This is a genomic window from Bacillus sp. FSL L8-0528, assembly GCF_038593085.1.
GTDB lineage: Bacteria > Bacillota > Bacilli > Bacillales > Bacillaceae > Bacillus > Bacillus paralicheniformis.
Genome location: NZ_CP151961.1, coordinates 4,081,011 through 4,095,995, shown reverse-complemented (window position 1 = coordinate 4,095,995; position 14,985 = coordinate 4,081,011). Strand labels below are relative to the sequence as shown.

The 14,985-nt window shown below is 48.5% G+C and carries 12 protein-coding genes, 1 pseudogene and 1 riboswitch; of the genes and pseudogenes, 11 read left to right on the top strand and 2 right to left on the bottom strand.

Translation table 11 applies throughout. The features are described from left to right. Nucleotides 1-26 precede the first annotated feature (26 nt). Complete coding sequence (locus MHI30_RS20865; RefSeq protein WP_162009194.1) at nucleotides 27-2,189, bottom strand: glycosyltransferase family 39 protein; 2,163 nt, start codon at nucleotides 2,187-2,189, stop codon at nucleotides 27-29. Between the two features lie 213 nt (nucleotides 2,190-2,402). On the opposite strand from MHI30_RS20865, the gene yhfH reads away from it, so the two are divergent. The 3 genes from yhfH to aceA are packed head-to-tail and all read left to right on the top strand — an operon-like array spanning nucleotide 2,403 to nucleotide 5,458. Next, nucleotides 2,403-2,540 (top strand): protein YhfH, encoded by a 138-nt coding sequence (gene yhfH, locus MHI30_RS20860; RefSeq protein ID WP_003186519.1) that lies wholly within the window; start codon nucleotides 2,403-2,405, stop codon nucleotides 2,538-2,540. Nucleotides 2,541-2,582: 42 nt separating this feature from the next. Then, nucleotides 2,583-4,172: a malate synthase A gene (gene aceB, locus MHI30_RS20855; RefSeq protein WP_003186517.1), complete on the top strand. Its 1,590-nt coding sequence runs from the start codon at nucleotides 2,583-2,585 to the stop codon at nucleotides 4,170-4,172. A gap of 14 nt (nucleotides 4,173-4,186) precedes the next feature. Next, the gene (aceA, locus tag MHI30_RS20850; RefSeq protein ID WP_003186515.1) at nucleotides 4,187-5,458 is read left to right on the top strand and encodes an isocitrate lyase; all 1,272 of its coding nucleotides are present in this window, start codon (nucleotides 4,187-4,189) and stop codon (nucleotides 5,456-5,458) included. A gap of 51 nt (nucleotides 5,459-5,509) precedes the next feature. On the opposite strand, the gene MHI30_RS20845 is transcribed toward aceA, so the two are convergent. Next, entirely contained in the window at nucleotides 5,510-5,668 is a 159-nt protein-coding gene (locus MHI30_RS20845) for a hypothetical protein (protein ID WP_003186513.1), read from the bottom strand. A gap of 203 nt (nucleotides 5,669-5,871) precedes the next feature. Next, a riboswitch (TPP riboswitch) is annotated at nucleotides 5,872-5,976 on the top strand. A 111-nt stretch (nucleotides 5,977-6,087) separates the two neighbouring features. Here MHI30_RS20845 and tenA point away from each other — a divergent pair. From tenA to MHI30_RS20805, 8 genes and pseudogenes are all read left to right on the top strand, one after another. Then, nucleotides 6,088-6,774, top strand: a complete 687-nt coding sequence (gene tenA / locus MHI30_RS20840) for a thiaminase II (RefSeq protein WP_061876412.1) — start codon at nucleotides 6,088-6,090, stop codon at nucleotides 6,772-6,774. Next, complete coding sequence (locus MHI30_RS20835) at nucleotides 6,771-7,370, top strand: ECF transporter S component (RefSeq protein WP_075751693.1); 600 nt, start codon at nucleotides 6,771-6,773, stop codon at nucleotides 7,368-7,370. The genes tenA and MHI30_RS20835 overlap by 4 nt, the downstream gene beginning before the upstream one ends. Continuing rightward, nucleotides 7,345-8,937: an ABC transporter ATP-binding protein gene (locus MHI30_RS20830; protein WP_075751692.1), complete on the top strand. Its 1,593-nt coding sequence runs from the start codon at nucleotides 7,345-7,347 to the stop codon at nucleotides 8,935-8,937. Before MHI30_RS20835 ends, MHI30_RS20830 begins: the two co-directional genes overlap by 26 nt. Beyond that, on the top strand, nucleotides 8,934-9,668 hold the full coding sequence (locus tag MHI30_RS20825; RefSeq protein ID WP_075751691.1) for an energy-coupling factor transporter transmembrane component T: 735 nt from the start codon (nucleotides 8,934-8,936) through the stop codon (nucleotides 9,666-9,668). Before MHI30_RS20830 ends, MHI30_RS20825 begins: the two co-directional genes overlap by 4 nt. 192 nt (nucleotides 9,669-9,860) lie before the next feature. After that, nucleotides 9,861-10,693, top strand: a pseudogene (locus MHI30_RS20820) (PRD domain-containing protein). Nucleotides 10,694-11,002: 309 nt separating this feature from the next. After that, nucleotides 11,003-12,862 carry a PTS beta-glucoside transporter subunit IIBCA gene (locus MHI30_RS20815; protein WP_075751690.1) on the top strand — a complete coding sequence of 620 codons (1,860 nt, stop codon included), beginning with the start codon at nucleotides 11,003-11,005 and terminating at the stop codon, nucleotides 12,860-12,862. Next, nucleotides 12,852-14,270, top strand: coding sequence for a glycoside hydrolase family 1 protein (locus MHI30_RS20810; protein WP_075751689.1), 1,419 nt, complete (start codon nucleotides 12,852-12,854; stop codon nucleotides 14,268-14,270). The genes MHI30_RS20815 and MHI30_RS20810 overlap by 11 nt, the downstream gene beginning before the upstream one ends. Before the next feature lie 165 nt (nucleotides 14,271-14,435). Beyond that, a complete protein-coding gene (locus MHI30_RS20805; RefSeq protein WP_075751688.1) occupies nucleotides 14,436-14,888 on the top strand; it encodes a GyrI-like domain-containing protein in 453 nt (150 codons plus the stop codon). Nucleotides 14,889-14,985 lie beyond the last annotated feature (97 nt).

The window sequence follows — 14,985 nt, the reverse complement described above, 5'->3', positions numbered from 1 at the left end:
GGACTCATCCGATGGGCTTCCACCTTTTACAGCTCAACCTTATAGAGCGTTTGCTGCTGTCCGCCGCCCGGGCCGCCTCTTGCGCCCTGCTGTCCGGAGCTGTCGGTACTGTTCGTTGTACTGCTGTATTGGTCAGACGAAATTTCGGTTCCGTTTTCTTTGATCCAGGAGACGAGCTCACTGTTGCCTGAGTTGTCACTGATCAGAAAGTATTTTACTTTTCCTTCTTTGACGAGGTTTTTCAGCTCGCTGACCGACAGGATCGGGTCTGTGCCATTGAAGCCTCCGAGCGCCATGACATTTTCGTCGGCATTGATGATATACGGGGCCGCGGTTACCGTTGTCAATGTCGCGAACAGGTACTCTTCACCGGTATTATTTTCCCGGAGGTATGTGAGCAGTCCTGTGTCCACATCCGAGCTGAACATTCCGCCTCCGTTGGAGCTTTGCAGCTGAGGCCCCGATTCAGGAAGAACGCTGTTTCCTCCGTAAAGGATCGGTGTTGCCGACCAATAGACCGGTGTCAAAAGAAGCACGCACAAGCTGATGATGGTGAGCTGCTTTCCGAATGGATGGCTTCGCTTCAGCATCAGTAAGGCGATGGTGACACCAAGCCCCATGATTCCCATGACATACATCCAGGCGCTGCCGATTTGGTTTGTATAAGCACTTAAAATATACACTTGGAATGCTGCCGTTGTCAGAACGGCAGCCGGCAGCAAATAGCTTGCCCAGTCTTTGTGATTTTTGTAAAGGCCGTACATCGCGTACCATCCGATTCCTGACAGCGCGGCGATCGGCGGCGCCAGCATAATCAAGTAATAGTGGTGAAAGAATCCGGCGATGCTGAAGAACCCGGCGACAGGAACGAGCCATGCGGCCCAAAAGATTGTTTCTTTCATTTCGCCCGTTTTTTCGCGGCGGCTGCGGAACCAGCTGATGATCATGCCGATCAGTCCGAATAATGCGAATGGAAGCATCCAGCTGATTTGGCCTGATAAAGCCGATTGGAAGAGCCGCAGCGGTCCTGCGTCACCGGTGCCGAACATGTTCATGCTTTGTCCGCCGCCTTGACCTCCTCCTGGTCCGCCATTGCCTCCGCCCGGTCCGCCACCGGCAGGCGGCTGACTGCCGCCGTTTGCCCATTGTGAACCGTCATCGGTCGCGCTGTCCGTGCCTGGCGGCTGCATCGCGCCGTTTTGTCCATTGGAGCCGCCGGATGAACGGTTTCCGTCTTGAGTTTGCGCATTGCCGTCGGTCGCGCCACTCGCACCCGGCGGCTGCATCACGCCGTTTTGTCCATTGGAGCCGCCGGACGAACGGTTTCCGTTCTGAGCTTGCGCATTGCCGTTCGGCTGCTGCATGTCTCCTCCAAAGCCGTTCATATCGCCGCGGGCGTTGCCCGTCGTCTGGCCGAGAAGCCGCTCAGTGCCGTTGTAGCCGAAAGCCAGTTCAAGCACAGAGTTGGTTTGGCTGCTTCCGACATACGGGCGGCTGTCGGCTGATGTATAGTCGACCGCAAGCGCCCAAGAAAGCGAAATGCCGGTGAGGACAATAAGCGATAAAACCGCTGAAACGATTTTTTTCTTCCAATTCGCATGGGCCGCAATGAGATAAAACAGCAAGAACGCGGGAAGCACCATGAATGCCTGAAACATCTTCATATTGAATCCGAGGCCGATGAGACCGAATGCAGCGAGAAGCCAGATCAGCCTGCCTTGTTTGACCGCCTTCATCAGGCACCATGTACCAAGTAGGAGCGTGAAGACGAGCATGCTGTCGATATTATTCGTTCGGCTTACGGCGACCGCGATCGGCGTCAGCGCCATCACCAGCGCTGAAATGCGGGCGGCGCCTTTTCCGAATTTCGGCTTTATCAGTGCGTAAAGCAGATAGATGGAACCCGCCCCTGCAAGCGCCTGCGGCAAAATCACACTCCACGTATGCACGCCGAAGATTTTCGCAAATATAGTCTGAATCCATAAAACGACAGGCGGTTTATCTACTGATACGAATCCGGAAGAGTCGAATGACGCGAAGAAGAAATTGTGGAAGCTTTGCGTCATGCTTTTGACTGCTGCCAAGTAATACTGGTTGGCGGCATCGTCCAGCCAAATGTTATATGTATTCAGAATAAGAGCTGCCAACAAAATTAGAACCAGAATGACATCAAGTTGTTTGTTTTTTATTTTCATCATCACTTTCACCTCTTTATGTTCCCTATTCTAGAAGAAAAATATGAACAAGCTATGAATAAAAAGAGAACAATCTATTTTTGTTTGAATGGAAAAAAATAAATATTTTTTGGAAAAAGGTGTGTACATTTTCATTTTTGCGCTGTATACTGTACTACAACAGAAATATAAAACATAAAACTGTTCTATAAAAAGGAGGTTATACAAATGAGCTTGAAAAGTCCGATGGAATTTTTCAGAACGCTTCCGAAAAAAACGTGCCCTGAATGCGGCGAAAAGATGGAGGAGCAGGCTGAATCTTACTTCATGGAATGCGAGCGCTGTCTTGCCAAAAAAGGCGAGTAGGCAAACTGTTTTATAACAAAGCATGTAAAGGGGTAGGGAGACATGAAAACAGAGGAGAAGAGAATTCATATAACCGGATCGATAAATCCGCATTATGAAGAGATTTTGACAAAAGAAGCGATGGAGTTTATCGGACGTCTTGAACGCCATTTCGGGGGAAGAAGACGGGAATTGCTGCATTTGCGGACGATCAGGCAGGCTGAAATTGATCAAGGGAAGAACCCTTGTTTTTTGGCGGAAACGAAGCACATCCGCGAGGCGGACTGGACAGTCGCGCCGCTCCCCCGGGATTTGGAGGACCGCAGGGTTGAAATCACTGGCCCGGTCGACAGAAAAATGGTCATCAACGCTTTAAATTCAGGAGCGAAAGTCTTTATGGCCGACTTTGAAGATGCGAACTCGCCGACGTGGAAAAACTGCATTGAAGGCCAGGTTAATTTGCGGGATGCGGTCCGCGGGACGATTTCTTTTACGAATGAACAGGGCAAACGCTATGAGCTGAAAGAGAACCCCGCCGTTATCATGGTCAGGCCGAGGGGATGGCACTTGGAAGAAAAGCATGTGCTGATCGGCGGCAGGCCCGTGTCAGCAAGCCTGTTCGATTTTGGTCTTTATTTTTTCCATAACGCAAAAGAGCTGATCAAAAAAGGAAGCGGCCCTTATTTCTACCTTCCAAAAATCGAAAACCACCTGGAAGCAAGGCTGTGGAACGACGTATTTGTTTATGCGCAAAACGACTTGCGCATTCCGCAGGGCACGATTAAAGCGACGGTTCTCGTTGAAACGATCCTGGCGGCCTTTGAAATGGATGAAATCCTCTACGAATTGAAGGAACATTCAGCCGGGCTTAACTGCGGCAGGTGGGATTATATTTTCAGCTTTATTAAGAAATTCAGGAACAGGGATGAAGTCATTCTTCCAGATCGCTCAGCCGTGACGATGACAGTTCCCAACATGAGAGCCTACTCCCTCTTGGCGATTCAAACGTGTCATAAACGCAACGTCCATGCGATTGGGGGAATGGCGGCGCAAATTCCCGCTAAAGACAAACCTGAGATCAATGAAGCCGCATTTGCCAAAATCCGCGAAGATAAGGAACGTGAAGTAAAAGACGGCCATGACGGAACATGGATCGCGCATCCCGGCATGATTCAAACGGCGCTCGATGTATTCAATCAGCATATGCCGTCGGCGAACCAGATTCATAGAAAGCGGAAAGACGTAAAGGTCGAGGAAAAAGACTTGCTGGAAGTACCGAAAGGCAGAATTACAGAAGCAGGCGTCCGTACCAATATCAGCGCCGGCATCCGCTATTTAGCTTCATGGCTGTCGGGCAGAGGCGCCGCTCCGATCGACCACTTAATGGAGGACGCTGCAACGGCGGAGATTTCCAGAGCCCAGCTGTGGCAATGGATTCGCCATCCGAAAGGAGTTCTTGACGATGGCCGGAAAGTCACCGCGGAAATGGTCAAGATGATGAAAGAGAAAGAAATGCAGAAAATCATCGATGAAGCAGGCGTGGAACATTTTCGGAGCGGCCGGTTTGAAGAGGCCGGACAGTTATTTGAACAGCTGATTTTGGATGATGAATTCGCGGAGTTTCTAACGATACCGGCTTATGAAAATATATAATGGGGGAATGTGCGATGCTGAAAGAAAAACAACTCGCAGAAAGCTGGGAGCATGATGAACGCTGGAAAGGGATCACAAGGCCGTATGAGGCGGCAGACGTCATTCGGCTGAGGGGCACGCTCGAGATTGAATACACGATTGCAAGGCGCGGCGCCGAAAAGCTGTGGAAGCTTCTCCATACAGAGGATTTCGTCCCGGCGCTGGGCGCTTTGACCGGAAACCAAGCCATGCAGCAAGTAAAGGCCGGATTGAAAGCGATTTATTTAAGCGGCTGGCAGGTGGCTGCCGATGCAAATATGTCAGGGAGCATGTATCCTGACCAAAGCCTTTATCCGGCAAACAGCGTCCCGGAAGTCGTCAAAAAAATCAACCGCACGCTGCAGCGCGCCGATCAAATCCACCATATGGAAGGAAAGGAAGACATCGATTGGTTTGCTCCGATTGTGGCCGACGCTGAAGCGGGCTTCGGCGGGCAGCTGAATGTGTTCGAGCTGATGAAAAGTATGATTGAAGCCGGCGCCGCGGGAGTTCACTTTGAAGACCAGCTGTCGTCTGAGAAAAAGTGCGGGCATTTGGGCGGAAAAGTGCTGCTTCCGACGCAAACGGCGGTACGTAATTTGATTGCCGCGCGCCTCGCCGCAGACGTGATGGGAGTCCCGACCATTCTTATTGCCCGCACGGACGCGAATGCGGCAGACCTGATCACAAGCGACGTCGATTCATATGATGCACCGTTTTTGACGGGAGAGCGAACAGCGGAAGGGTTCTTCAAAACAAAGCCTGGCCTTGATCAGGCGATTGCCAGAGGTTTGGCGTATGCGCCTTATGCCGATTTGATCTGGTGTGAAACGTCTGAGCCGAATATTGAAGAAGCCCGCCGGTTTGCACAGGCGATCCATGAAAAATTCCCGGGCAAACTGCTCGCCTACAACTGCTCCCCTTCGTTCAACTGGAAGGCCAAACTGGATGACAACACCATCTTGAACTTTCAGAAACAGCTCAGTGAAATGGGCTATAAATTTCAATTTGTGACATTGGCGGGCTTCCACGCCTTAAATCACGGCATGTTTGAATTGGCCCGCCAATATAAGCACCGCGGAATGGCGGCCTACTCTGATCTGCAGCAGGCCGAGTTTGCCAGCGAAGTCCACGGCTATACGGCGACAAGGCATCAGCGCGAAGTCGGAACGAGCTACTTTGATGAAGTCGCCCAGGTCGTAACAGGCGGGACTTCATCAACCACTGCACTGAAGGGATCGACTGAAGCGGAACAGTTTCAATCATAAAAACGTGAAAAAGCCGCCCGTCATTGGGCGGCTTGCATATTGTCTATCAAGTTAGCAATTGACATCATTGGAAGGGGCGGTAAAAGAGTTTTCCCTAATAACAGTCAGTGTCTGATGATTCCTGTTGTTTGTTTTGGCCGGCCGGTTGTCTTTGCTGAAAGAATAGAACAAATACACGGCCATTGTCAAAATCAAGATAAACATCATCATAAATATCCCCTCCAAATGTTTTGTCTTCACTATATTAGACGAACAAGCCTGCAAAAAGGTTTCAGAAAATTAACATTTTTCCATAAATATTTTACCCGCTGCATCTTCTGTATGAAACCCGGCGGTTTTATACAAGAATAAAACTGAAAAACTCAGGTTGACATCATAATCATTGATGTGTAGAGTAAAAGTTAATGTAATAGGAAGTCCACTAGGGGAGCCGTAAGCCGGCTGAGACAAGAAGCGATCTTGGACCCTTTGAACCTGATCTAGTTCATACTAGCGTAGGGAAGTGGAGCCGGTGTCTTAATGATTTCATCATACTAAGGCCGCTCCATTTTGGGGCGGCTTTTTTGCGTATAAAGCCGCTTGCCCCCCTGTGCCTTCCTATAAAACCGATTGCTAAGGAGGCTATCTACATGAGTTTTTCCGCAGAACTTCGCCGCGAGGCAGACCCTATTTTTGAAGCCATTTTTGAGCATCCGTTTGTACTGGGGCTGGCGTCCGGGAGGCTGGAAAAGGAGCAGCTTATTCATTATGTAAAGCAAGATTACGAGTATTTGAATGCCTTTATTCAAATCTACGGAATTGCGATTTCCAAGTGTCAAAATCGAAAAGATATGGAAATGTTTCATGAGCAGATTTCATTTGTGCTAGACAGCGAAGTGCACCCGCACAAAAACCTGTGCCGGGCCGCTGGGGTGGAGTACGAAACTCTGCAGGGCTATCCGCTTGCGCCTTCCGCCCATCATTATGTCCGCCATATGCTGACGGCGGCGCACGAAGGTACGCTGGGAGAGATATTAGCCGTCTTGCTGCCTTGTCCATGGACATATTGGGAGATCGGAAAAAAACTGATGAAGGACGTTCAGCCTGATCCATCGCATCCATTTTATGACTGGATCTGTTTTTACGGAAACAGAACGGATTCAATCACGACAAAGTTTTGCGCCCGCCTGGATGAATGGGCCGAAACAGCGGGCAAGGCTGAAAAAGAAAAAATGAAGGAGCTCTTTTTGCAAAGCTGTCAGCTTGAATACGGCTTTTGGGAGATGGCTTATACGGTTGAAGATTGGCCTGTGGAAATGGGGGCGGTGAGACTATGAATTGGAACATGAAAGAAGTCGTCATGACAGTCATCTTGTCTGTGGCATGCGGCGTCATTTATTTAGGGTGGTCTACCTTGTGGATCCCTGTTTCAGCTATCGTCGGGCCCGTCGGAGCGAACTTTATGTTCGGCATATGGGTGATCGCCAGCCCGATTGTCGCTTATATCATCCGTAAACCGGGTGCGGCGCTGATTGCCGAGACGGCAGCTGCGGCGGTCGAACTGCTGACCGGAAGCCATTTTGGGCTTTCAGCATTATTAATCGGTGTGTTCCAGGGAGCCGGTGCGGAAATCGCGTTTGCGATCTTTCGCTATAAGCGCTATAACTTGTTTACCCTTATGCTTTCCGGTGCGCTAGCCGCGGTGGGGAGCATGACATACAGCCTGATGGCAAACGGTTTTGCCTACTATACGACGCAAACGCTGATATTGACGCTTATCATCCAAATCATCAGCGGCATTGTACTCGGCGGCTGGCTGGCAAAAGCCGTTGTCGAAGCGCTTGCGAAAACGGGAGTCCTGAATCAGTATGAGATCATGAAGGAACAGCGGAAGAAGGATGATGCCGATGCGTTCATTTCTCGGATGCAGTAACCTTTCCGTCCGTTTTTATCATCGTCCTGAAACAGTCCTGGACCGGGTCTCGCTGTCGATTGGGCAGGGAGAAAAAGTGCTGATACTCGGTCCGAGCGGAAGCGGCAAATCGACACTGTTGTCCGTACTTTCCGGCATCATTCCTGAACATATCGAAGCTGAAGTCAGCGGCGAAGTCAATCGCAGAAAGAGCGCCGGCGTTATGTTTCAGGATCCGGATTCGCAGTTCTGCATGCTTCATGTTGATGAGGAAATCGCTTTTAGCCTAGAAAACCGGTCCGTCTCCCCAAAAGATATGGACGGCATCATCTCGGAGCTGATGGAACAAGTCGGATTAAAGATAGATAAGAAAACGCCGATCGAAACCTTGTCAGGCGGGATGAAGCAGAGACTCGCATTAGCGTGCCTGCTCGCTCTGGAGCCTGAAGTGCTGTTTTTTGACGAGCCGACGGCGCAGCTGGACCCGGCCAGCCGGAAAGACATCTTTGCCTTGCTCCGTAATGTTTCCCGAAAAAGCGGACAGACGATGGTGTTCGTCGAACACGTGCTGGACGGCTGTATCGAGTGGATGGACCGCCTCATTCTTTTCAATGGAAAGGGACAGATCATCGCTGACGGAAAGCCGGAAGAAATCGTGAAACATTTTCATCCGGAGATGAAAGCGGCGGGCATCTGGCAGCCGAAACTGTACCCTGCGGTATGGGAAGATGTCATCACACAAGATGATCATCCGCTCGCCGTCAAGCTCTCTTCTACATTGAAAATGAAAGAGGAGGAGGCGAAAAACAGGCCTGCAGCGGACAGAGACATATTGATCCGCGCAGACGACGCGGCGATCGGCTATCGGAAAAAGATCGTAGCCGACGGCATCACCCTTGAGATTCCAAGGGGGGAATGGATTTCGGTCATCGGCGAGAACGGCAGCGGAAAGAGTACGTTTTTAAAAAGTCTGATCAGGCTTGAAGCGGTCAAAAAAGGGCGCCTTTTTCTGGAGGATCGGGAGCTGAAGAAATGGTCCGACCGTACGCTCTATGAGAAGGCCGGCTTTGTTTTTCAAAATCCCGAGCTTCAATTTATTCGGGACACGGTATTTGACGAGATCGCGTTCGGGGCGAGACAGCGGGACTGGCCGGAGGACCGGGTCGAAAAGAAAACGGCTGGATTGCTGCAGGAATTCGGACTTGACGCTCATCAAAAAGCGCACCCCTTTACATTAAGCCTCGGGCAGAAACGGCGTTTAAGCGTTGCGACGATGCTTTTGTTTGACCAGGATCTGCTGCTGCTTGACGAGCCGACATTCGGTCAGGACGAAAGGACGGCGCAAGAATTAATCAAGCGGTTAAAGGAACGGCAGAAACGGGGAACGACAATTGTGATGGTGACGCATGACATGGACATCGTAGACGAGCATTCCGGCCGGGTCATCGTGTTTCATCAAGGGAAAGCGGCATATCAAGGAACGCCGTATCGATTATTCTCTGATCAAGGCCTGGTCCGCCGCTTCTCATTGATACCGCCGCTTCATTACCGGTTCATGCATGAAAGAAAGGAGAGGGTTCCCGTATGAAAAGCAATGGTTCACTTCTATCGGCATTGAACCCGAGCGCCAAGCTCTTTTCCCACCTCCTGGTCATGTGCTTGCTCATGTTTGTTTCAAATCCGAAACCGACTCTATTCATTTGGCTGTTTGCGGTTGCCATCGGAATTTTTTTCGGGGGATGGACTTTGTCTTATTTAAGTAAACGGCTGCTGCCTTATCTCTTCTTTTTTATTCTCGTATTTTGGATGATGGCCGCTTTTGGAAAAGGAGAGGAAACGATTTGGGAATGGGCCTGGTTCCGCGTCACCGAGGAAAGCGTCGGCAATGGGATGACAATCGCGCTCCGGATGCTCGGCTTTGTCACATACGGTCTTTTGTTTACATCAACAACCGATTTGACGCAGTTTATTATGAGCCTGATTCATCAATGCAGACTGTCGCCTAAATGGGCTTATGGCTTGCTGGCCGGCTTCCGTTTTGTCCCGCTTTTTCAGTCTGAGCTTTCGCAGATGAAGGCGGCGCACAAAATCAGGGGCTATAAGCAAAAAAACAGCTGGAAGGCGTTTATTCGCTATGCGCTGCCTTTGTTTTCGCAAGGCATCCGCAAATCGGAAAGAATCGCCGTTGCCATGGAAGCGAGAGGGTTTACCGGTACAAAAGACCGCACCTACTATCAAACAGCGCGGCTTTCCGGAAAAGACTTCGTTTATTTTGCGGGTCTGGCGTCAGTCACAGCGGGAATTTTGCTCATTTTTTAAGAGGTTTTTTACAGGGCCGCACTGCGGCTCTTTTTTTATAAATCGGGCACGGACGGGCATTCTGTAAAATGTAAATATTCCGGACGTTGACTGAAACATATTGACCTAGGCCAAAAAGGTTGTACAATCAATGTGTACCGTATGAAAAAAGAAATATAAAAAAATCCCCTTACAAGATGGGAGTGGCGCGATGTGAAAATTGCCAAAGTGATCAACAACAATGTGATCAGTGTTTTAAATGAACAGGGTCAGGAATTAGTGGTCATGGGCAGAGGAATCGCTTTTCAAAAAAAGCCTGGTGAAGCGGTGGATGAATCGAGAATCGAGAAGATTTTCAGGCTTGATAATAAAGATGTATCAGAAAGATTTAAGACGCTGTTAGACGAAATTCCGATCGAATTTATGGAAATGTCTGAAGAAATTATCTCCTATGCGAAATTAAAGCTCGGCAAAAAGCTGAATGACAGCATTTATGTCTCGCTGACCGACCATATTCATTTCGCCGTCGAACGGCATAAAAAGGGTCTGGATATTAAAAACGCCCTGCTTTGGGAGACGAAACGGCTGTATAAAGATGAGTTCGCCATCGGCAAAGAGGCGCTTGCCATCATTGAAAAGAAGACGGGGCAGCTCTTCCGGAGGATGAAGCCGCTTTTATCGCGCTCCATATCGTAAACGCCGAGCTGAATGAAGAAATGCCGAACATCGTCAATATTACGAAAGTCATGCAGGAAATTTTAAGCATCGTCAAATATCACTTTCATATCGATTTTGATGAAGAATCGCTTCACTATTATCGCTTCATTACCCATTTGAAATTTTTCGCGCAGCGGCTGTTCAGCGGAACCTATATGGAAAGCCGGGACGACTTTTTATTTGAAACCGTCAAAAATAAATACCGCGACGCTTATGTCTGCACTAATAAAATCAGACAGTACATCGAAAAAGAATACGGTCATCAGCTGACAAACGAAGAGCTTCTGTATTTGACGATTCATATCGAGCGGGTCGTTCATCAAAAATAGAGGGTGATGTCAAAATGAAAGCGTTGACAATTGGATAAATGTATGCTACTTTTTACTTACATCAACTTATACAGGTTGTTAGGATTGTTACTGATCATGCAGGCAAAACCTAAATGACTGTGAAGCGGCACTCTTATGCCCTTGTTTCACAGTGATTTAGGTTTTTTTATTTACTTGATGTCTTAAAACGGGATTGTTACTGTTCGGCAGGCAAAACCTAAACTAAGCCTTCTTTGACGGGCTCTAGTTTAGGTTTTTTATTTTATAACAGCTTAATAGGGCTTTAGGAGAGACAGGAGATGATCAACGATGGATGTTCAATCAATGGCAAAAAAAATTTTGGCACGCGTCGGCGGGGAGAAAAACGTTGTATCGCTAGTCCATTGCGCGACAAGGCTCCGCTTCAAACTGAAAGACCGTTCCAAAGCAGACAGGGAAGCGCTTGAAAATACGGATGGTGTGGTAACCGTGGTGGAGAGCGGCGGACAATTTCAAGTCGTTATCGGAAATAACGTTCCTGAAGTCTATCAAGAAATCGGCCGGATCTCTCAACTGTTGGAAGGTTCTGCGGCCGATCACAGTCAAAAAGAGAAAGGAAGCCTCGCCGGTAGATTGGTAGATGTCGTATCCAGCATTTTCACTCCGCTGCTCGGCGTCATGGCGGGAGCGGGGATTTTAAAAGGCCTGCTTTTGATTTGCACAAACGCCGGCTGGCTCTCGCCGGAAGAGACGACATATACGATTCTATACGCGGCAGCCGACAGCCTGTTTTATTTCCTGCCTTTGCTGCTTGCCGTTACGGCCGCCAAAAAATTCGGAGCGAACCCGTTCATAGCGCTGACGATTGCCGGGGCGCTGATCTATCCAACGATACTCGAACTGAAAAACAGCGGCGCCCAGACGGAGTTTTTCAGCATTCCGGTCGTCTTGATGAATTATACGTCGACCGTTATCCCGATTATCCTTGCCATATTTGTAATGAGCTATCTTGAAAGATTATGTATGCGCTTTATTCATGAAAGCGTGAAAAACTTTATCACCCCTTTAATATGCCTGACGGTGATGGTGCCGTTAACTTTGATCGTATTCGGACCGCTCGGTGTTTACACAGGAAACGGGATCGCGGCGGCGATTCTGTCCGTTTTTGATTTCAGTCCGATTCTGGCAGGAGCGATTATCGCGGCCTTATGGCAAATCCTTGTCATCTTCGGCATTCACTGGGGGATCGTCCCTGTCATTTTGAACAACATTGCCGTCCACGGCAAGGACTACATCAAACCGGCGACGGCAGCCGCCGTGTTTGCCCAAACAGGAGCTGCGTTTGGCGTCATGCTGAAGACGAAAAACAAGAAGTTGAAGGCATTGGCAGGATCTGCTGCCGTTACCGGGATATTCGGGATTACAGAGCCGGCCGTCTACGGGGTGACGCTCAGGCTGAAAAAGCCGTTTGTATGCGGTGTCATCAGTGCGGCGGCAGGCGGAGCCATTATCGGATACTCCGGCAGCGTCGCCCTCGCTTCCGGCGCTCCGGGCTTGTTGACGATTCCGATTTTTTACGGACCGGGCTTTCTCGGCTTCATCATCGGAATCTCAGTTTCATTTGTTTTATCGATTTTGCTCACTTACATTGTCGGCTTTGACGACCCTGTGGACGAGACGAAAGAGCCGCCCGTTGAAAACAGCAGCGGTGAATCAATTTACAGCCCTTTGCAAGGAGAAGTCCTGCCGTTAACAGAAGTATCAGATAAAGTGTTCGCATCGGGGGCGCTTGGAGAAGGAATCGCGGTGCTTCCGTCAAAAGGCGTTGTCACCGCCCCTGCGGACGGCACCGTGACAACGGCATTTCCGACGGGTCACGCATACGGCATAACGTCAGAAAGCGGAGCCGAGATTTTGATTCATATCGGAATGGACACGGTCAGACTTGATGGAAGGCACTTCAATTCCAAGGTCGAGCAGGGGCAAAAAGTGAAACGGGGTGATATACTCGCAGAATTCGATCTGGACGCTTTGAAAGAAGAAGGGTTTGACGTGAAAACGCCGATCATCGTTACAAATTCCGGTCAATACATGGATATCATTCCAACGGATCAAAAAAAGGTGAAAACTGAAGAACAGATCATCACTTTAATTTCATCACCATGGGAGGAAAATAATCATGAAATATAAAACATTAGCTCAATTTCCGGAAGATTTTTTGTGGGGCGCGTCTACTTCTGCTTATCAAGTGGAGGGCGCTTGGGATGAAGATGGAAAAGGGCCTTCTGTCATCGATGCGCGTGAAAGCTATCCGGAAGGGACAACCGATTTTAAAGTCGCAAGCGACCATTACCACCGCTATAAAGAAGATATCGCTTTGTTTGCGGAAATGGGCTTCAAAGCGTACCGTTTTTCGATTGCCTGGACGCGCATCATACCGGACGGGGACGGCGATATTAATCCGAAGGGCATCGAATTTTACAGCCGTTTGATCGATGAACTCCTGAAATATGGAATAGAACCGATTGTTACGATGTACCACTTTGATCTGCCGAATGCTTTGCAGAAAAAAGGCGGCTGGTCGGACAGGGCCACGATTGACGCCTTTGAAAAGTATGCGAAGATCCTTTTTGAAAGCTACGGAGACCGTGTCAAATACTGGCTGACCATCAACGAGCAAAATATGATGATTCTCCACGGATCTGCACTCGGCACACTCGATCCGAACTTGGAAAATCCGAAAAAAGAGCTTTATCAGCAAAACCATCACATGCTTGTTGCACAGGCGAAAGCGATCAAGCTTTGCCATGAGATGCTGCCGGAAGCGAAAATCGGTCCTGCGCCGAATATCGCGCTCATCTATCCTGCTTCTTCGAAACCGGAGGACGTGCTGGCGGCTTTTAACTATAATGCGATCCGCAACTGGCTTTACTTGGATATGGCCGTATTCGGACGGTACAATACAACGGCATGGGCATATATGAAAGAAAAAGACTGCACACCGGCCATCGCCGAAGGAGATATGGATATTCTGCGGTCAGCCAAACCGGACTTTATCGCGTTTAACTACTATACGTCGCAAACGGCTGAAGCGAGCAGGGATGACGGCAGCGACACGGCTGCCCGAGGCGGCGACCAGCATTTGCAGACAGGAGAAGAAGGCGTATACAGGGGAAGCAGCAATCCGCACTTAAAGAAAAATGCATTTGGCTGGGAGATCGACCCTGTCGGTTTCCGTTCGACGCTGCGCGAGATCTACGATCGCTATCAGCTGCCGCTGATCATCACTGAGAACGGCCTCGGCGCGTTTGATCAGCTTGAAGACGGAGATGTCGTAAATGACGACTACCGCATCGATTATTTAAAGGAACATATCAAGCAAATTCAGCTGGCGATCACGGATGGAGTCGATGTTTTCGGCTACTCCCCATGGTCTGCGATTGACTTGATTTCAACCCATCAAGGCTGTTCAAAACGCTACGGATTTATTTATGTGAACCGCGACGAATTTGATTTGAAAGACTTGCGCCGCATTCGCAAAAAAAGCTTTTACTGGTATAAAGACTTGATTGCTTCAAACGGCGAAACACTAGATTAAACAAAGAAAGAGGATGTTCGGATGATCTCTGAATATCCTCTTTTTTGTTGTGAAAATGATCATTTTAAAATTTACAGAAAATTTTAAAAATATGAATGTATCTATTTTTAAAGCATGTTACATTCGAAACGTAACGAACAACAATAGGAAAGGAAGAAAAAATCTATGACATTCAAAGTTGAAACACTTCCAGACTATCGTATTGCTTATATGCGCCGAGTTGGTCCGTACGGTCCTGCCAATATTGAGGTAATGGAGGCGTTTAAAAAATGGGCTAAGGAAAAAGGTCTTCTTGAGTCTGCCATTCTGTTTGCGATTCCACAGGATAACCCGGAAACAACACCTCCTGATCAGTGTAGATTTGATGCTTGTATTGTGATACCGCGTGATTATCAAGTCGATGATTCAGTTTTTGAAGGGGAAATTTCCGGCGGAAAATACATGATTTACGATGTTAAACATACAGCAGAGGATATTCAAAAAGCATATTCTGAAATTTTTTCATCTCTGCAAAACAATGAATTTCAACAGGACAACAGACCAATGATGGAAAAATACATGGGTGATATGGTGAGCAACCCGTATTGTGAAATATGTGTACCTTTAAAATCGGTTTAATTCGTTTTTTCTTGGGTAGTTGTCACACAAAACTTTGAATCTATAAAAAGAGTTTAACCCGCCGGCAGAAAGGGTAAATCATAAAATAGCATTCCAG